General features: G+C 57.4%; 15 protein-coding genes. 14 read left to right on the top strand and 1 reads right to left on the bottom strand.

The window, feature by feature from the left end; translation table 11 throughout:
* Window positions 1–129: 129 nt before the first annotated feature.
* From METMA_RS0122460 to METMA_RS0122415, 10 genes are all read left to right on the top strand, one after another.
* The gene (locus METMA_RS0122460; RefSeq protein WP_020161372.1) at window positions 130–1224 is read left to right on the top strand and encodes an efflux RND transporter periplasmic adaptor subunit; all 1095 of its coding nucleotides are present in this window, start codon (window positions 130–132) and stop codon (window positions 1222–1224) included.
* Window positions 1221–4283 (top strand): efflux RND transporter permease subunit, encoded by a 3063-nt coding sequence (locus METMA_RS0122455; protein WP_020161371.1) that lies wholly within the window; start codon window positions 1221–1223, stop codon window positions 4281–4283. Before METMA_RS0122460 ends, METMA_RS0122455 begins: the two co-directional genes overlap by 4 nt.
* Before the next feature lie 447 nt (window positions 4284–4730).
* Window positions 4731–6146, top strand: a complete 1416-nt coding sequence (gene atpD / locus METMA_RS0122450) for a F0F1 ATP synthase subunit beta (protein WP_020161370.1) — start codon at window positions 4731–4733, stop codon at window positions 6144–6146.
* Window positions 6121–6504 (top strand): F0F1 ATP synthase subunit epsilon, encoded by a 384-nt coding sequence (locus tag METMA_RS0122445; protein WP_020161369.1) that lies wholly within the window; start codon window positions 6121–6123, stop codon window positions 6502–6504. The genes atpD and METMA_RS0122445 overlap by 26 nt, the downstream gene beginning before the upstream one ends.
* A 2-nt stretch (window positions 6505–6506) precedes the next feature.
* The gene (locus METMA_RS0122440; protein ID WP_027147548.1) at window positions 6507–6809 is read left to right on the top strand and encodes an AtpZ/AtpI family protein; all 303 of its coding nucleotides are present in this window, start codon (window positions 6507–6509) and stop codon (window positions 6807–6809) included.
* Window positions 6802–7179, top strand: coding sequence for an ATP synthase subunit I (locus tag METMA_RS25375; protein WP_020161367.1), 378 nt, complete (start codon window positions 6802–6804; stop codon window positions 7177–7179). Before METMA_RS0122440 ends, METMA_RS25375 begins: the two co-directional genes overlap by 8 nt.
* Window positions 7180–7200: 21 nt before the next feature.
* Window positions 7201–7875 carry a F0F1 ATP synthase subunit A gene (locus tag METMA_RS0122430; protein ID WP_020161366.1) on the top strand — a complete coding sequence of 225 codons (675 nt, stop codon included), beginning with the start codon at window positions 7201–7203 and terminating at the stop codon, window positions 7873–7875.
* A 44-nt stretch (window positions 7876–7919) separates the two neighbouring features.
* Window positions 7920–8198, top strand: coding sequence for a F0F1 ATP synthase subunit C (locus METMA_RS0122425; protein ID WP_020161365.1), 279 nt, complete (start codon window positions 7920–7922; stop codon window positions 8196–8198).
* 3 nt (window positions 8199–8201) lie between these two features.
* Window positions 8202–8945, top strand: a complete 744-nt coding sequence (locus METMA_RS0122420) for a F0F1 ATP synthase subunit B family protein (RefSeq protein ID WP_020161364.1) — start codon at window positions 8202–8204, stop codon at window positions 8943–8945.
* Complete coding sequence (locus tag METMA_RS0122415; RefSeq protein ID WP_020161363.1) at window positions 8929–10443, top strand: alternate F1F0 ATPase, F1 subunit alpha; 1515 nt, start codon at window positions 8929–8931, stop codon at window positions 10441–10443. Before METMA_RS0122420 ends, METMA_RS0122415 begins: the two co-directional genes overlap by 17 nt.
* Window positions 10444–10922: 479 nt before the next feature.
* Here METMA_RS0122415 and METMA_RS0122405 read toward each other — a convergent pair whose 3' ends face one another.
* Window positions 10923–12041, bottom strand: coding sequence for an ATP-binding cassette domain-containing protein (locus METMA_RS0122405; protein WP_040591473.1), 1119 nt, complete (start codon window positions 12039–12041; stop codon window positions 10923–10925).
* A 659-nt stretch (window positions 12042–12700) separates the two neighbouring features.
* Between METMA_RS0122405 and METMA_RS0122395 the strand changes: the two genes are divergently transcribed.
* The 4 genes from METMA_RS0122395 (at window position 12701) to METMA_RS0122375 (ending at window position 18401) form a co-directional block, all read left to right on the top strand.
* Complete coding sequence (locus METMA_RS0122395) at window positions 12701–14695, top strand: TonB-dependent receptor plug domain-containing protein (RefSeq protein WP_020161359.1); 1995 nt, start codon at window positions 12701–12703, stop codon at window positions 14693–14695.
* An 18-nt stretch (window positions 14696–14713) separates the two neighbouring features.
* Window positions 14714–16030: an extracellular solute-binding protein gene (locus METMA_RS0122390; RefSeq protein ID WP_020161358.1), complete on the top strand. Its 1317-nt coding sequence runs from the start codon at window positions 14714–14716 to the stop codon at window positions 16028–16030.
* Window positions 16027–17409, top strand: coding sequence for a di-heme oxidoreductase family protein (locus tag METMA_RS0122385; protein WP_152565088.1), 1383 nt, complete (start codon window positions 16027–16029; stop codon window positions 17407–17409). Before METMA_RS0122390 ends, METMA_RS0122385 begins: the two co-directional genes overlap by 4 nt.
* A gap of 434 nt (window positions 17410–17843) precedes the next feature.
* Window positions 17844–18401 (top strand): gluconokinase, encoded by a 558-nt coding sequence (locus tag METMA_RS0122375; RefSeq protein WP_020161356.1) that lies wholly within the window; start codon window positions 17844–17846, stop codon window positions 18399–18401.
* The last annotated feature ends 80 nt before the right edge of the window (window positions 18402–18481 follow it).

Genomic DNA, 18481 nt, shown 5'->3' with positions numbered 1-18481 from the left:
GACCGTTCGGCATCGGAAGAAAAAGGCCGGATTTAATAAAAAACCTTGAGTCGAGCTCGCCAGAAAAACTTATAATGAGTCCATTTTTCCGCACTTGAGCTGCAAAACGGACATTCATTATAGGAATCCATGATCAAACGAATTCTCCTTATCGTTGCGTTATCCGTGCTGATTTTCGGCGGACTGTTCGGCTGGAAGTTCTATCAGGACCGGCTGGCGCTAAGCCAAATGCAAGCGCCGCCGCCGGCCGTCGTGGCCGTTACCGAAGTCAAACGGGAACGGTGGCAGCCTTATCTGACCAGCGTCGGCAGCCTGGTTGCCGTTGCCGGCGTTGACGTCAGCAACGAACTGGCCGGCAAGATCACGGCCATTCATTTCGAGTCGGGGCAGTCGGTCAAAAAAGGCCAGTTGCTGCTCGAACTGGATACTTCCACGGATGAGGCGGAACTCAGGGGCTTGCAGGCCGATGCGCAGCTGGCGAAAGTCCGGTTTGAGCGCAGTGAGCGGCTGATCGGTAGAAATTTCATTTCCCGATCCGATTATGATCTTAACCAGGCGCAGCTGGCCCAGGCCCAGTCGGCGGTCAAGGCCAAGCTGACGGTAATCGCCAAAAAACACATCCGTGCGCCTTTCGACGGCAAGCTCGGCATCCGGCTGGTCGATATCGGACAGTATCTGGCCGAAGGTTCGGCGATTGTACCCTTGCAAATGCTCGATCCCATCTATGTCGATTTCACGCTGCCCGAACAGCATCTGGCCGGACTGACAATCGGCCAGCAATTGATCCTGACGGTGCAGGCCTATCCGGGCAAAATCTTCACCGGCACGATCAGCGCCATCAACCCGGCCATCGACATCGAAACCCGGTCGATCAAACTGCGCGCGACAATGGCCAATCCCGACAGCATCCTGCGCCCGGGCATGTTTGCCGACGTACGGGTCCTGTCCAGCCAGGAACAGGAAGTGCTGACGCTGCCCGATACGGCCATTACCTACAACCCTTACGGCGATTCCGTGTTCGTGGTCGAGTCCGGCGAGCAGGGCCTGACGGTACAGCGCCGGCAGATTGAAACCGGCGAGACGCGCGAGGGTCGCGTACAGATTGTCAAAGGGCTGCAGGCCGGCGAACGCGTGGTCAGCGCCGGCCAGGTCAAATTGCGCAACGACATGCCGGTCCGCGTCGATGACAGGCCGGCGCCCGGCGAACGCGAGAACACGCCGTGAAATTCACCGACCTGTTTATCCAGCGGCCGGTACTGGCCAGCGTCATCAGTTTGCTGATTCTGGTGATCGGCCTCAGGTCGATCCTGGTACTGGACGTGCGCCAGTATCCCAAGACCGAGGATACCGTCGTCACCGTCACCACGGTCTATCACGGCGCCAGCAGCGATCTGGTCAAGGGCTTTATCACGACGCCGCTCCAGCAGGCGATCGCCGAGGCCGAAGGCATCGATTACCTGTCCTCGACCAGCCGCCAGGGCAGCTCCACGATCGAAGCGCACATGCGCCTGAATTACGATCCGAACGCGGCGGTGGCCGAAATCCAGGCCAAGGTCGCCAGCCAGCGCAATGTCCTGCCGATAGAATCCGAAGATCCGGTCATCACCTCGCAGACCGGCGACCGGACGGCGTTGATGTACATGGCTTTATACAGCGAAACGCTGGCGCCGGCGCAGATCAGCGATTACATGCTGCGCGTGATACAGCCGAAGATGCAGGCCGTGGCCGGCGTCGGCAAGGCGCAGATGCTGGGCAATAAAACCTTCGCCATGCGCATCTGGCTGGACCCGCAACGCATGGCCGCGTTGGGCGTCACCGCCGACGATGTCGCCGAGGTGCTGCGTACCAACAATTATCTTTCCGGCGCGGGCCAGACCAAGGGCGATTACGTCATGATGGACCTGAGCGCCACCACCGACGTCGCGCGCGAACAGGATTTCCGGCGGCTGGTCGTGGGCAATCGCAACGGCACCCTGGTGCGCCTTGGCGACGTCACCCATACCGAAATGGGCAGCGAGGATTACGATTCGGTCAGCTGGTATAAAGGCAAGGATGCCATCTTCATGGCCATCGAACAGGCACCGGGCGCCAATCCGCTGGTGGTCGCCCAGGATGTGCGAAAAGCACTGGACGAGCTTAAGTCGGAACTGCCGGAAGCGCTTCAGGTGCTGGTGCCTTACGACGCCAGCCAGTTCATTCAGGACTCGATCGATGAAGTGTTTTTTACCCTGGTCGCCGCGGTCGTGATCGTGCTGGTGGTTATCTATCTGTCCCTCGGCTCTTTTCGCGCGGCGCTGGTGCCGGCGGTGACCGTGCCGCTGTCATTGATCGGCGGCACATTTCTGATGCTGCTGATGGGTTTTTCGATCAATCTGCTGACCATGCTGGCGATGGTGCTGGCGATCGGCCTGGTCGTCGACGACGCCATTGTCATCGTCGAAAATGTGCACCGGCATATTGAATTGGGAAGCTCGCGGTTTCAGGCCGCGATCGATGCCATGCGCGAACTGGTGCTGCCGGTCATCGCAACCACGATCGCCCTGGCCGCGGTCTATTTGCCGATCGGCTTCATGGGCGGCCTGGTCGGGACCTTGTTTACCGAATTCGCGTTTTCACTGGTCGGAGCCGTCATCGTATCGACCGTTGTGGCGATGACGCTGGCCCCCATGCTCAGTTCCAAGGTACTGAAGGAAAAAGGCACGTCCGGCCGCTTCGAGCACATCGTCGAGCGCCTGTTTACCGGCCTTTCCGAGCGTTACCGGCGCCTGCTGCATCCTGTGCTGGAATTCGCGTCCATTCTGCCGGTTTTCGCGCTGGTCGTGATCATCAGCATTTACTTCATGTTCACGCTGTCGCAGAAAGAGTTGGCGCCCACGGAAGACCAGAGCATCCTGTTCTTTATGGCCACGGGACCGCAGACTGCGACCTTGAAATATAACGAGACTTACGCACGGGAACTGCTCAACACCTTCGAGACTATTCCGGAATATTACGAAAGCTTCGTGCTGCTCGGCTTCGGCGGCGACGACAACGTCGTGTTCGGCGGCTTTAAAATGCCGTCGACGACCGAGCGCCAGCGCTCGCAAATGGACATCCAGCCGGAACTGCAGGACAAGGTCAATGACATCGCCGGTTTCCAGACCGCCGTGATTCCGCGCCCGAGCCTGCCCGGATCGGGCGGCGGCCTGCCGCTGCAGTTCGTGATACAGAGCGATGCCGATTATGCGCAGATCGATCAGCTTGCCGATGAGCTGGTAAACTCGGCTATGGGCAGCGGGCAGTTTTCGTTTCTGATGAAGGAAGTCGAATTCACCCGCCCCATGGCCACGCTGGTGATCGATCGCAACCGGGCCGCCGATCTCGGCATCTCGATGGAGGAAATCGGCCGCAATCTGGCGGCATTGCTGGGCGAGAGCTATATCAACCGCTTCAATCTGCAGGGCCGCAGTTACAAAGTCATACCCCAGGTGGACGACTTGTCCCGCTTCGATACCAGCAAGTTCAGGGATTATTACCTGCGCACGGAATCGGGCGGCCAGGTGCCGCTGTCATCGCTGGTTCACATCGAAAAATCGGTGGAACCCAGCAAGCGGACCCAGTTTCAGCAGCTTAACAGCCTGACGGTCTCAGGCTCGCCGCAGCCGGGCATCGCCCTGGGAGACGCCATGGCGTATCTGGAGCGACTGGCCCGCGACGTGTTTCCGCGCGGCTACACCTTTGATTACACAGGCGTCTCGCGCCAGTATGCGCAGCAGGGCAGCGAACTGGTCATCACTTTTTTCATGTCCCTGCTGGTGATTTATCTGATCCTGGCCGCACAGTTCGAAAGCTGGCGCGATCCGCTCATTATCATGACCTCGGTGCCGATGTCCATCGCCAGCGCGCTGGCGTTTCTGATGCTGGGGTTTGCCTCGATCAATATCTACACGCAGATCGGCCTGATCACCCTGATCGGGTTGACGGCGAAAAACGGCATCCTGATCGTTGAATTCGCCAACCAACTGCAGATCCGGGAAGGGCTGTCCAAACACGATGCCGTGGAACAGGCGGCCATGATTCGCATGCGGCCAATTCTTATGACGGCCGTATCGACCATGGTCGGCATGGTGCCGCTGTTGCTGGCGACAGGACCCGGCGCCGCCAGCCGCTTCGATATCGGCCTGGTGGTCATCACCGGCCTCGGCATCGGCGGCACGCTGTTTACCTTATTCATCGTGCCGCCTTTTTATCTGCTGCTGGCGCGCGACCGGCACCAGGGCGAGGCAAGCGCTCAGGCATCATAGGCATTGAAACCGATGGCCTTCTGGTTCCCACGGTCCTGAGACTGTGAAAGTATTCAATTTAAAGGATTTAACCACGAAGGACACGAAGAGCACGAAGTTTTAAGCTATTGATTAACTTAATTTTTTCTTCGTATCCTCGGCAACTGCTCCTGCGTTGCTCTACCTCCTGCATCCCTGCAGTCGTTCGTGATCTTCGTGGTGAATAAGGCTTTTTATGACGTTTTTCACTAATTCTTTCACAGTCTCTCCTCCGTGGGAATCCATACCGGTCGCCCCGAAGCCTCGATATGCATTTCCACGCAGGAACGCGGGAACGAATAGAAACCAGACTGAAGGTTGCGTGTTATCAGGAAAAAGCGTTTTTAATCCTTAAAACCTTCGTGTTCTTCATGGCCTTCGTGGTAAAAATACCTTGACCAGCGTTTAACTAACAAACAAGCTTGATGTATGACCGATGCTAACGAATCTCATCAAAACCCTGCCACGGGCCGCGTTAAATCGGTCAAGGGCAGCATTGTCGACGTCGCTTTCACGACGGCGCTGCCCGGCATCAATCAAATGTTGCTGGCCGGCACGGAGGGCGATATCGTGCTCGAAGTCGCCGGCCATCTGACTGAAACCGATGCGCGCTGCATCGCCTTTCATTCCACCGAAGGGCTGGAGCGCGGCGCGCCCGTGACCGATACCGGCCGCTTTCTGTCCGTGCCGGTCGGCGAGGCGCTGCTGGGCCGCATGATCAACGTGTTCGGCCAGGCCATCGATGGCAAGCCGGCCATAGCCGGCGGACACAACCGCTCCATTTACCAGCCGCCTTTGTCGCTGGCGCAACGCAGCACCGCCTCCGAGGTGTTCGAGACCGGCATCAAAATCATCGACCTGCTGGTGCCGCTGGAGCGGGGCGGCAAGGCCGGGCTGTTCGGCGGGGCCGGCGTCGGCAAGACCGTGGTGATTACTGAACTGATCCATAACATGGTCGGCCATTACCGCGGCGTCAGCGTGTTCTGCGGCATCGGCGAGCGCTGCCGCGAGGCCGAGGAACTCTACCGCACCATGGACGAGGCGAACGTGCTGAAGGATTCGGTGCTGATTTTCGGCCAGATGAACGAACCGCCCGGCGTGCGCTTTCGCGTCGGCCATACGGCGCTGGCCGTGGCCGAGTATTTCCGCGACGAGACGCGGCGCGACGTGCTGCTGCTGATCGATAACATCTTCCGGTTTATTCAGGCCGGCTCCGAGGTTTCGGGGCTCATGGGCCGGATTCCGTCGCGCGTCGGTTACCAGCCGACCTTGGCGACCGAGCTGGCGGAACTGGAAGAACGTATCACCAACACGGCCAACGGCAGCATGACCTCGATCCAGGCCGTTTACGTGCCGGCCGACGATTTTACCGATCCGGCCGCCACCCATGTGTTCGGCCATCTGTCGGCCTCCATCGTGCTGTCGCGCAAGCGTGCCAGCCAGGGCTTTTACCCGGCCGTCGACCCGTTGGCCTCGCGCTCCAAAATGCTCAATGCCGCCGTGGTCGGCGACCGCCATTACGCGATCGCCATCGAAGTGCGCCGGGTGCTGGCCGAATATGACGAATTGCAGGATATTATCGCCATGCTGGGCCTGGAGGAACTGAGCGAAAACGACCGGGCCACGGTCAACCGCGCGCGCCGGCTGGAGCGCTTTCTGACGCAGCCGTTCGCCACGACCGAGCATTTCACCGGGCGCAAGGGCAGCCTGGTCAGTCTGAACGATACGCTGACCGGCTGCGAACGCATACTGAACGATGAATTCGCCCGGACCGACGAACAGGCGTTATACATGATCGGCACGATCGACGAGGTAAACCGTGAGACTAAAACTGCTGCTGCCTAGCCAGATCCTGATCGACGAACCGGTGCGGAAGATCATCGCCGAAGCCGGGAACGGCTCATTCTGCCTGGAGCCTCGCCACGTCGATTTCGTTGCCGCGCTGGTGCCGGGCTTGCTGATGTATGTCCCGGAAACAGGCGGAGAGGTGTTTATCGCGGTCGATGAGGGGATCCTGGTCAAATGCGGCGCCGAGGTGCTGATTTCGACGCCCAACGCGGTGCGCGGCGATGATCTGGCGACCCTGCGCGAAACGGTCGAGGAACGCTTCAAGCAACAGGACGAGGCCGAGCGACTGACCCGCAGCGCGCTGGCCAGGCTGGAAGCCGGCGTATTGCGCCGGTTCACGCAGATGCAGGAATAATGATGAACAAACACAAACCTGAAGCCCCGGGCGATAAAATCAGCCAGTCGGTCGACCGGCAGGCCCAACGCAAGCTCAAGGCACGCCGAGACAAACGCCATAGCGTCTGGTTCGGCCTGGGCATGTTCGGGCTGATCGGCTGGTCGATCGCGATTCCGACCCTGGCCGGCATCGCCCTGGGCTTGTGGATCGACCGGCAGTGGCCCGGCCAGGTGTCGTGGACCTTAACCTTACTGTTCGTCGGCGTGGCGCTGGGCTGCATGAACGCCTGGCGCTGGATCGGCAAGGAGCGCGACCGTGACTGAAAGCGTTTACCTGTATGCCGGTATTATGCTCTGGGGCGTTGTGCTGGGATTTTGTTATTTTGGCGGGCTTTGGTTCACGGTACGCCGTTTGCCAACGGCGAGGCATCCGGCTCTGTGGATGCTGGGCAGTTTTATTCTGCGCAATGCGCTGGTCGCCTCCGGGTTTTATGCGGTCATCAGATGGAGCTGGCAGTCTGTGCTGTTGTGCCTGGTGGGATTTGTCGGCGTCCGGTTGCTATTGATCAGGCGCATTAAAGCGCCTTCTCCTGGTAGTGAGAGTTGGATGGGGAGGAACACTATTGTGGGGGCGACTTCAGTCGCCTGTTCGGAGAAAAAAGGGCGACCGAAGTCGCCCCCACAGGATAGATGACAACTCGACAAGGGCACAAAAATGATTAACAACCCTGACCAGATCATTCTATGGCAATACGGCTTTGTTAAAATCAATGCCACGCTGGCGTTTACCTGGCTGGTCATGGCATTGTTGACGGTAGGCAGTTTCCTTATTACCCGCCGGCTGTCGATCGACGCGCCTATATCAAGATTTCAGAATCTGCTGGAAGTCATCGTGTTTTTTGTCAACAAGCAAATCCACGAAATCGGCCAGCAGAATCCCGCGCGCTATCTGCCGCTGATCGGCACCTTATTCCTGTTTATCTTTCTGTCCAACCTGCTGGCCGTGGTGCCGGGCTATCTGCCGCCGACCGGCTCGCTTTCGACCACGACCGCCCTGGCCATCTGCGTCTTTGTCGCCGTGCCGGCATACGGCATCAGCCAGGTGGGATTATGGCGCTATCTCAAGCAATATGCCCGCCCGAGCGTGTTCATGTTGCCGTTCAATATCATCGGCGAGTTTTCGCGCACGCTGGCCCTGGCGGTCAGGCTGTATGGCAACATCATGAGCGGCACGGTGGTGGCCGGCATCCTGATCAGCCTGACGCCGTTCTTTTTTCCGGTGGTCATGCAGGTGCTGGGTTTGCTGACCGGCTCCATACAGGCGTATATTTTCTCGATCCTGGCCATGGTTTATATCGCCTCGGCAACCTCCGGCGATCAGGCGGATTAATGGCGGGATGTCGCGGTCGCTTTGCTAACTTTAAGGAGTACAACATGAATGAAATCAGTCTGATCGGCATGGTATCGGTTTTTACCGCAGGCTTGACGATGGCCATCGGCGCCATCGGACCCGCGCTCGGCGAAGGGCGCGCCGTCGCCCAGGCACTGAGCGCCATCGCCCAGCAGCCCGACGAAGCCAATACGATCACGCGCACGCTGTTCGTCGGCCTGGCGATGGTTGAATCCACGGGCATTTACTGTTTCGTCATCTCGATGATCCTGATTTTCGCCAATCCGTTCTGGGACTACGTCATCGCCAGGGCAGGGGGCTGATTCATGGAGATAGACTGGTTTACGACCGGCGCCCAGATCGTCAATTTTCTGATTCTGATCGGCTTGCTGAAGAAGTTCCTGTACCGGCCTATCATCAATGCCATGGCGGCCCGCGAGCGGAATCTGGTTGAGCAGCGCCAAGCGGTGATGGACCAGCGGGCGCAAGCCGAAAGCCTGAAACAACAGTATGAGGCCAGCCTGCAAGGCCTTCATCGCGAACGGGAAAAAGTCCTGTCCGAGGCCAGGGCGCGGGCCGAAGCCGAAAAAACCGAGCGGCTGCAACATCTGGACGATGAAATCCGGCAGAAAAAAAATCGCTTCTCGGAACAAATGCGCCAGGAGCAACAGGAACTCGGCACGGCAGTCGGGCGGGCCATCGCCGATAAAGCCCTGCGGCTGGGCGGTAAAATCCTGGCAGGGCTGGCCGATCAGACCCTGGAGCAGCGCATCGTCGAGCAGTTTCTGCGGCAATTGTCGAACCTGCCCGGTCCCGAGCGGGCGGCGCTCGGGCAAAGCCGTACGGTCACGGTCATTACCAGTTTCCCGGTCGACGAAACCTTGCGCCAGCGCATCAAGGACAGGCTGAACAATGCCGCCGACGCCATACAGTTTGAGCAGGATGCGCGGTTGATCTGCGGCATCGCCCTGGAAGCCGGCGGCAGAAGCTGGGAATGGAATATCGAGCGCTATCTGGCCGAACTTGACGCCGATCTGCTGACACCGGCCGATCATGAACAACTTACTTGAACAATTTATCCGGCAGGCGCTGGAGCACATCGATACGGCCATCGCCGGACATGACTTCGCCCTGCAAGAGCGTGAAATCGGCCGGCTGATGCAGGTCGGCACCGGCGTGGCGCGCGTGGCAGGCTTGCCGGGCACCAAAGCCATGGAACTGCTGCGCTTTGAAAACGGCGTCATGGGTATGGCCTTCAATCTGGACCCCGCCGAAATCGGCGCGGTGCTACTGGGCGAGGAATCCGACCTCAGCGCCGGCAGCCGCGTCGAACGCACCGGCCGCGTCGTCGACATACCGGTCGGCCGGGAATTGCTGGGACGCGTGCTCGATCCATTGGGGCGTCCGCTGGATAATGCCGGCACGGTACGGACCGGCCGGCGCTGGCCGATCGAGCGCGAGGCCCGGCCGATCATCGAGCGCGCGCCGGTATCGGTGCCGCTGCAGACCGGCATCAAAGTCATCGACGCCCTGATCCCGATCGGCCGCGGCCAGCGTCAGCTGATCCTGGGCGATCGCCAGACCGGCAAGACCGCGGTCGCGGTCGACACGATACTGAACCAGACCAATAAAAACGTCATTTGCGTCTATTGCGCGATCGGCCAGCGCGGCTCGGCCGTGGCCAAGGTCATCGAGCGATTGCGCGCGCAGGATGCACTGAAAAACTGCATCGTGCTGGTGGCGCCGGGCGAGACCACGCCGGGCGTGCAGTATATCGCCCCTTATGCCGCCGCCAGCATTGCCGAATGGTTCATGACCCAGGGCGAGGACGTGCTGGTGGTCTACGACGATTTGACCCGCCATGCCCACGCCTACCGCGAACTGTCGCTGCTGCTGCGCAGGCCGCCGGGCCGCGAAGCCTATCCGGGCGATATCTTTTACCTGCATTCGCGCCTGCTGGAACGCGCCACCCGGCTGAAACCCGAACACGGCGGCGGCAGCCTGACGGCCCTGCCGATCATTGAAACCCAGGCGCAAAACCTGTCCGCCTACATACCGACCAACCTGATTTCGATTACCGACGGCCAGGTTTATCTGTCGCCGATACTGTTCCAGAAAGGCGACCTGCCGGCCGTCGATGTCGGCAAATCGGTCTCGCGCGTCGGCGGCAAGGCCCAGTTGCCGGGTTATCTGGACGTATCCGGACAACTGCGGCTGGCCTATTCGCAGTTTGAGGAATTGGAAACCTTCGCGCGTTTCGGCACGCGCCTGGACGAAGCCACGCGCCGCAATATCGAACGGGGCCGGCGCGTGCGGGAAGTATTGAAGCAACCGGAAAGCCGGCCGCTGACGGCGTTTGAGCAGATCGTCATCCTGCAGGCCCTGAACGAAGGCTTGTTCGATGCCGTACCTATCACCGGGATCAACGCGGCCGGCGACAGGCTGACCCGCGCCCTGGCCGGTCAACTGGAGCCACAGCGGCAAAAAATCCATGCCGGCGAGAAGTTAAGCAATGAAGACAAAACCGTATTGCTGGATTTCGCGCGCGGCGTATTGGATGCATTGTAGGGGCGGACCTACGTGTCCGCCCTGTTTCGGGTGCACAATGGGCTATCGGAGAACCGTTAGCCAAAGGCGAACCTTTTGCCTGAATATTTCACCACGAAGGACACGAACGCCTCCAAGGATGGAGGCGGTAGAATTGCGTCTGGAACAGCAATCGAGTACACGAAGGCTTTTCAATTCAAATACTTAGAAATATTTCATGATGAGCTTATGAAGTTATCGGTGGTAAATGATAACGCCATGATTTTCTTCGTGTTCTTCGTGTTCTCTGTGGTTTCATGAAATATCCGGGTTAGGCAAGGACGGACACACAGGTTCGCCCCTACGTATGACGGTATCAGGGCATCAATCCGTGGGAATTGCCCGATTAAAACGCCTGGGAATCAAGGAAAATGAACAGCCCGATTAACAATCGATACTGAAATAATGCTGATTGGGTCAAATTTTGCCGCGTAATGCAGGTTTCAAGTAACGGCTGATTGCTATCGCCTCCCGAACAGCCATCCGAACGATTTTGGATCGGTATTCGCCCGGTAGGAAAATGCGACGGTTTTGGCCAGGCAATAAACGCTGTCGCCTTCGTTCAGGTTCATATCCTGGCAGGCCTTCAGCGAAATGCCGGCTATCCAGACGTTGCCGCAATCGATTTGAACCAATATGCCGTTTTCGGCGGGAATAAGCGCGCAAATCCGGCCCTTGATTTGATTCTGCATCGAAATGCCCGCTATGTAGCCGCGCGATAGCGCGATTTCGTTCGAGGATAGGGTGACCGCGATCGAAGTGCCCGGCGCCAAGTCGCTGCGCAAAGGCAGTATCAATTCGGTGCCGTAGGTTTCCGCGAGCGTGCAGCCATTCGGAATGTCGTGCGCGATGATCGTCGCCCGCATCTTATTCTCGAATTGGCTCAAGCCGATTTTCTGAATCATGCCAACCTCTCTCAACAGATCGTTCAGCAAGCCGAGCCGGACCACGCGTCCCTGGTCCATGACCGCGACTTTTTCGCTGAATTCGAGCATGTCTCCCAGCGTTTGACTGGCATAAACCAGCGGTAGCCGCAGTTCGCTGGCCACGCGTTTCAGAAAAGGTGTCAGCACATTCGATACATCATGCCCCATCGTTGCAAGCGGGTCGTCGAGCAACAATAACCTGGGCGATTTCAACAAGGCATTTGCCAGCAAGACCCGTTGGCGTTCACCGGTGGACAGGCTGGCAATCGGTCGATTCAGTAAATGGCCGATGTGCAGGAAATCAATCAGATGATCCGGTTGGAATCCGCGCCGTTGCTTGAGGGTGCGTTCATAAGCCGAAGACAAACATTCCTTGACTGTTGCGCCCGAGTGCAACGTGTCGTTCTGGAGCACGGCGCCGACGGGGCGCTGCTCGCGCGGAATAAAAATGCCTTTACGGCTATCGAAAAGCGTTTTTCCGTCCAGGACTATCCGTCCCGATTCGGGCCGCATTGTGCCGGTCAGCAAGCCCAGCATGGTGCTTTTGCCTGCGCCGGAGCGCCCTAGCAGTCCAATGTTCTCATCCTGTACCGATAAATCGGCGGTTAGATCGAAATTGCCGCGTCGCAACGAGACGTTCATTTCCAGTAACATAATTTCCCTCTTCGTTATGTAGTTGAGTTCATAATGATTGACGGCTAGCAGAAACCGCGCCAAATTTTTGCCGGTTGTCGCGGCATTTTGATCGCGAGCGAACAGGACTGGAAGGCGTTATTTCGATTCGCGGGTACTTATGGCTTACATATTGCTGTGCATGAGCATAACTTAACGTTATATACTATAGTACATAACGTTAAGTTAGGATTTCCACCGGCTCCTGGTGTTGCGTTTCCGACAATTCAACATAATTTGTCGGAAACAAGCCATGACTGGAGTCGGGTGTGACCAGCGTTATATAGATGAACTGATGTTACGCAGCCAGTTGAAGTTAGATCGATTTAATAAAGTGTCGCTATCGCGACGGTTTTATTTAATCGGGTTTATCGCACCCGAAGGCGAGTTACTTTCTTTTGCGCGGCCAAAAGAAAGTAACCAAAGAAAAGGCCGCCCGTTGCCGCTTTTTCCTTGCGCTCCTCGCTTTCGCCGAGGGTTGCCAAAAGGGACTCCTGTCCCTTTGGCAACGCGCTTCATCCATGAAGCGCCCCTTCGGGCTATTCTCGGCGAAAGCTGCGGTGCTCGGCGCGGCAAACGGGATGAAACCGCCCGTGCGTAACATCAGTAGATTAAGTACAAACCAATAAAAAAGGTTCACCATGCATCCAGCTGTTTTATTACTGTCAATGGCCGCGTTTTCACAGGCTACATTGGCTAATCCGGACATATTTGATTTGGGGGTGATTGAAATCAACGGTGTAGCCGGACAAGAGAAATTTTCCGACAAGGAAACGATTACGGCCGAGGAAATAGCCCGCCATAACCGCAACGATGTCGCTTCGGCGCTGAACTTACTGCCCGGTGTTTCGATTCAGAATCTGGGCGCGCGTAACGAACGCCTGGTTTTTATCCGCGGTTTCGATTCCCGCCAGGTGCCGCTGTTTATGGACGGCATTCCCGTGTATGTGCCTTACGACGGCAATGTCGATTTAAACCGTTTTACGACTTTTGATATCGGCCAAATCGATGTCAGTAAAGGCAATGCCTCGGTGCTGTATGGTCCTAATACCCTCGGCGGCAGCGTCAATCTGGTCAGTCGGCAGCCCACGGAAGAATTAGAGGGCAATTTCACCGTCGGCATGGGCATGGATTCCCGGTTCGACGCAAACTATTACCAAACCGCTTTGAATTTTGGCTCCAATCAGGGATGGTGGTATATCCAGGGCGGCGCCTCGTTTCTGGACCGGCAGTTCTGGCGGCTGTCCGAGGATTTTTCCAGCGCGGCGTCAGAAGATGGCGGCATTCGTGAAAACTCGGGCAATACCGATTATAAAGGCAACATCAAACTGGGTTTGACGCCGAACGAAACCGACGAATATGCGATCGGCTATAACAGCCAGAGCGGGCGCAAGGATAGCCCGCCTTATGCCGGCACTGACAAAACCTTTGCTACTCGCTATTGGCGTTGGCCTTACTGGGACAAGGACAGCGTTTATTTTCTGTCCCGAACCCAGTTCGGCGACGATCACACCGTCAAACTGCGCGCCTACCACGATACCTTTCAGAACAGCCTGCAGTCATTCGACGACGCCGGATATCGCTCAATGCGCAAGGCTTATGCTTTCGATAGCCGATACGACGATTACACCTTCGGCGCCGGTCTTGACTATGGCACGACCTGGTTCGACAAGCATGAACTCAAACTGGGATTCAACTACAAACAAGACGTACACCGCGAAATCGGCGATACCGGTCAGCCGTGGCAACGCTTTGCCGATGAATACCATTCCTATGCGATCGAGGACAGCTACACGCCGACCGATGCGCTCAGGTTCGTGGTCGGCGCCAGCTACGATCGGCAAAAACGCCTGCAGGCGCAGGACCTGATCAATCATCAAATCGTCTCGTTTCCGCTCGGAAAAACCAAGGATGCCTACAATATTCAAGGCAGTGCATTCTATGAATTGTCCGAGGATTTTGTGGTGCATGCGAGCCTGGCGCGTAAGACCCGGTTTCCGACGATCAAGGATCGGTATTCCTATCGGTTGGGCAGCGCCTTGCCCAGTCCCGATCTGCAAGCGGAAAAAGCCCTGAATTACGAGTTCGGCCTGGACGGCAAGGCGTTCGAAATGCTTGATTACGGCGCGGCGGTATTTTTCAGTCAAATCGACAGCACCATCGAAAGCGTGACGCTGCCTGACTCCATCTGCACCCGGCCCCCCTGTTTTCAACTGCAAAACATCGGCGAGCAGGAGAATCTCGGTATTGAATGGTACGCAACCGCCAAGATCAGCGATCAATGGCGCATGCATGTCAATTACACGTGGCTGGATCGCAACAATATTACCCATCCGCAGATCAAGCCGCTCCGCACACCCAGGCACAAGGTTTTCTCGTATCTCGAATATCAGCCTATTCGCTATCTGCGATTGCTCGCCAGCGCCGAATACAACGACAAGCGCTTCAGCGATACCGATGGAACCCGGATAGCGGATGCCTTTGTTGTCGGCAACCTCAAAGCCACTTTCATCGCGAATAAGCATTTGAATGCCGAGTTCGGCGTCAATAACGTCGCCGATCAAAATTATGCCTATGAGGAAGGCTTTCCCGAACCGGGCCGGAATTACTTCGCCAATATCAACTATCGCTATTGAACCTTTGGAGACAATGTCATGACAAGTTTAGTCCGTGTTTTAATCTGCCTGATCGCAGGGCTCAGCATCGATCCGGCCGGGGCCAAAGAAAAATTGACGGTATTGACCGCGTACCCCGAACACGTGGTCTCCCATTACGAAACGGCATTCGAACGCGATAATCCGGATATCGACCTGGTGGTGTTATGGCGCATGCCGCACGATGCCCTGCTGTATTTAAGAAAACCCGGGCAAGGCGGAGTCGATGTTTACTGGTCCGTCGCGCACCGTAAATCAGCCGCGCATCATAATTTTCTGATGCTGAAACAGGAAAATGCCTGGCAGAAACTGGCCATCGACCGCAGCGGCCTGGCGGATCGGCTCGGCGCCTTGCCGCTAACGGACCCGGACGGTTATTACAGGGTCACGGAAATGGCCGGCTACGGTTTCGCGGTCAATCCCGGTTATCTGCAAAAACACGGCCTGCCGTTTCCGAAAACCTGGCAGGACTTGAGCGATGCCCGCTACAACGGGCATCTGGTCATGCCCATTCCTGCCAAGGTCGGTTTCGCGCCGATGATGGTAGACAGCATATTGCGGCAATACGGCTGGAAACAAGGCTGGGCTCTGCTGGCGGGTATGGTGGCCAATGCGCGCCTGGTCGAACCTGGCGCGGCATTTATCAGCGAACTTATCGGCTCCGGCGAACGCGGCATTGCACCGAGCATCGACTTTTTTATTGCCTCGGCCGCGGCCAACGGCGCCCCCATACAGATGATTTATCCGGCACCGATCGCCTATTCGCCGGCGCATATTGCGATCACCGCAGTCAGCCGACATGCCGACGCGGCCAGGCGTTTCGTCAGTTTCGTACTGTCGGATGCGGGCCAAAAACTGCTGTTCCATCCCGACATCGGAAAACTGCCGGTCCGGCCGGCGGTATACGCGGATAAGCCCGAGCAGTACTTCGACCCGTTTGCGGCAGCCAGACGGCATCCGCCTGTTTTCGATCCCGGTGTTTCGTTGCCGCGCCTGGCATTGAATAGCGCATTGTTCGATCTGATGTTTACCGAACAACATGAAACCGTGCAACGTCTTTGGCGGCAGCTGCGTGCACAGGAGGCGATTGCTGAAACCGATAAAGGCGAGGCGTTGGCGGAAATACGGCGATTATTGACGGCATTGCCTGTCGATGCCTCAATGTCCGATGATGCCGGGCTGCAACAAATATTCATGAAGCGCATCGAGGACCCGGATGCCGACAGGCAGGCGCGGGAATTGGAGCAGGCCTGGCGTCTGGAGATCGAAAGCCGGTACAAAGAAGCCGAACGGCTGCTGCGGCAACAGGAGTCATGATGATGCGTTGGCTGAATATTTTCTCGGGATTGTTCCTATGCTGGATGGCTATGCAGCCAGTGCAGGCGAAAAGTGCTTTTGAAGCGGCTGATGCCGGGCGGGAGGCGTTTACCCGTATCTATTCCCCTATTAACGAGGAACAATTGACTCAAGCGTGGCATGGACGTCGATTGTTCCGGCACAGTTGGGTGATTCCGCCGGCAACGGACATTGAAAACGAAGGGCGCGGACCGCTTTTCAGCCAGGTAGGGCTTGGCCCCCTGTATAACCAGTTGGCTTGTGTTTCCTGCCATCCGAAGAACGGGCGCGGACGCCCGCCGGAAACGCCCGGGCAGGCCATGCGTTCGATGCTGGTACGGCTCAGTCTGCCGGGCCAAAATGAACAAGGCGGTCCGCTCGCGCATCCGGTTTACGGCGATCAGTTGAGCGAGCAAGGCATTCCCGGCGTGCCGGGCGAAGGCCGTGTGCAAGTCGAGTATAAAGAGCATGTCGTGACCTTGCCGGACGGCGAAAAAGTCAGCCTGAGAATGCCGGTTTACCGATTCGTCGAGTTGCAATACGGCCCGTTGGAGCCGGAAATATTGTTTTCTCCGCGCGTCGCCCCTCCGGTATTCGGTTTGGGTCTGCTGGAAGCGGTGTCCGGGCGGACGATCTTGGATCTGGCCGAGCAGGGCAAAAAGCAGGGCGTCAGCGGTCGGCCGAATTACGTTTGGGACGCCGAGCGGCAGCGCCGCGTGATTGGCCGCTTCGGACTGAAAGCCAATGTGGCCACGCTCAGACAGCAAATTGCCGGCGCCTTTATCGGCGATATGGGCGTGACTTCTTCTTTATACCGAAAAGAAAATTGCTCGCCAGCGCAAACAGCTTGTCAAAAAGCGCCATCGGACCGCCAGCCGGAATTGGCCGATGAGCAACTCGACGCAATACTGCTGTATCTGCGTTTACTGCAGGTTCCGGCGCGGCGTGATACGGATGATTCGAGGATGAGGCAGGGAGAAAGGATTTTCGCCCGGATCGGCTGCAGCGCCTGTCACACACCGACCTTGACGACCGGCGAATTTCCAGAATTACCGGTACTGTCCAGGCAAACATTCCATCCTTATACCGATTTGTTGCTGCACGATATGGGTGAAGGCTTAACCGACGGGCGCCCCGATTTCGAGGCGGCCGGTCCCGAATGGCGGACGCCGCCGTTATGGGGAATCGGTCTGATCGAGCGGATCAATGAGCACCAGACATTTTTACATGACGGACGGGCGCGTAATTTAACCGAAGCGGTGCTATGGCATGGCGGCGAGGCGCTGGCTGCCCGGCAGCGTTTTCAGAACTTGCCCGTGGCGGAAAGACAGTCGGTCATTCGGTTTCTGGCGTCTTTGTGAGGATTTTCGGCAGGGTTCGATCTTGCTTAACGGCTCGGACTAAAATGATGTTAAGGTACGGGAATGAAATAGGATCCGCGACCGAGGCAGGATTTCAGTACCTGTTCAAAGCGCTCCAGGCGACGCAGTGAGGCGCATCGCTCGCGAACGATGCGCACCCTGTGTTACAGCGGGTAGGCTGGGTTGGAGCTTTGCGGAAACCCAGCATAAGGGGCTAGCTCAAGTCGCGATGAGGGCATCGCTCCCACCAGCTCTTGAGCGATGCGTACCCTATGTTACAGGATCATTATTGAGGACCAAATCCTTAAGGGATGGCCGTCTGACTCAACCGCCTGCAATTCGTCTGGAACTGGTCGGCGGCCTGTCAGTCAATTTAACGTCACGAGGCTATTGCGCCGTGGCAATTCCGATGAGCCTATGAACTCGAGCGCCGTATGAATAACGAGTCCGATGCCGAAAAAGCAGCTCCCCCCGATCCCGGGCTTCGCGGCTATGTGTTGATCATCGGCGGCGTGTCCGGGGCCGGGAAGACGACCGTGGGCAAAGCCCTGGCCGATCGTTTGAACTGGCGCTTTATCGAGGGCGACGATTTTCATCCCGCGGCGAATGTCGCAAAAATGCAGCGCGGCGAACCTTTGGATGATGCCGACAGGGCACCCTGGCTGAACCGTCTGCGGGAAGAAATCAGAACCTGCCTGGATAAAGGAGACCGGGCCGTCCTGGCTTGCTCGGCGTTAAAGAAAAACTACCGCGCACTGCTGCGTCCGGATCACGAACGCGTGCAATTCGTCTTTCTCACCGGGGATTATGAAACCCTGCGCAAGCGGCTCATGCAGCGGCGCGATCATTTCATGGGGGCGGACTTGCTGGCCAGTCAGTTGGAAACCCTCGATTTACCCGATCATGGCTTGCTCGTTAATATCAACCAGCCGGTAGCCGCGATTGTGGATTTAATATTGGATCGCCTGTCTTTGCTGAACAAGGGCGGGTAATCCGTGCGCTACAGTTTTTTATTGGATCGATAATGTCTGCCCAATTGAGTTTAAATTTAAAAACTGATGTCAATAAGACC

The sequence above is a fragment of the Methylobacter marinus A45 genome (genome assembly GCF_000383855.1).
GTDB classification, from domain to species: Bacteria; Pseudomonadota; Gammaproteobacteria; order Methylococcales; family Methylomonadaceae; genus Methylobacter; species Methylobacter marinus.
This window is presented reverse-complemented; position numbering and strand designations above follow the sequence as displayed.

Excerpts from the sequence above, each read along its gene's own strand:
- METMA_RS0122460 (WP_020161372.1), top strand. The coding sequence starts at position 130 with ATGATCAAACGAATTCTCCTTATCGTTGCGTTATCCGTGCTGATTTTC.
- atpD (WP_020161370.1), top strand. The coding sequence starts at position 4,731 with ATGACCGATGCTAACGAATCTCATCAAAACCCTGCCACGGGCCGCGTT.
- METMA_RS0122440 (WP_027147548.1), top strand. The coding sequence starts at position 6,507 with ATGAACAAACACAAACCTGAAGCCCCGGGCGATAAAATCAGCCAGTCG.
- METMA_RS0122430 (WP_020161366.1), top strand. The coding sequence starts at position 7,201 with ATGATTAACAACCCTGACCAGATCATTCTATGGCAATACGGCTTTGTT.
- METMA_RS0122425 (WP_020161365.1), top strand. The coding sequence starts at position 7,920 with ATGAATGAAATCAGTCTGATCGGCATGGTATCGGTTTTTACCGCAGGC.
- METMA_RS0122420 (WP_020161364.1), top strand. The coding sequence starts at position 8,202 with ATGGAGATAGACTGGTTTACGACCGGCGCCCAGATCGTCAATTTTCTG.
- METMA_RS0122415 (WP_020161363.1), top strand. The coding sequence starts at position 8,929 with ATGAACAACTTACTTGAACAATTTATCCGGCAGGCGCTGGAGCACATC.
- METMA_RS0122405 (WP_040591473.1), bottom strand. The coding sequence starts at position 12,041 with ATGTTACTGGAAATGAACGTCTCGTTGCGACGCGGCAATTTCGATCTA.
- METMA_RS0122395 (WP_020161359.1), top strand. The coding sequence starts at position 12,701 with ATGCATCCAGCTGTTTTATTACTGTCAATGGCCGCGTTTTCACAGGCT.
- METMA_RS0122390 (WP_020161358.1), top strand. The coding sequence starts at position 14,714 with ATGACAAGTTTAGTCCGTGTTTTAATCTGCCTGATCGCAGGGCTCAGC.
- METMA_RS0122385 (WP_152565088.1), top strand. The coding sequence starts at position 16,027 with ATGATGATGCGTTGGCTGAATATTTTCTCGGGATTGTTCCTATGCTGG.
- METMA_RS0122375 (WP_020161356.1), top strand. The coding sequence starts at position 17,844 with ATGAATAACGAGTCCGATGCCGAAAAAGCAGCTCCCCCCGATCCCGGG.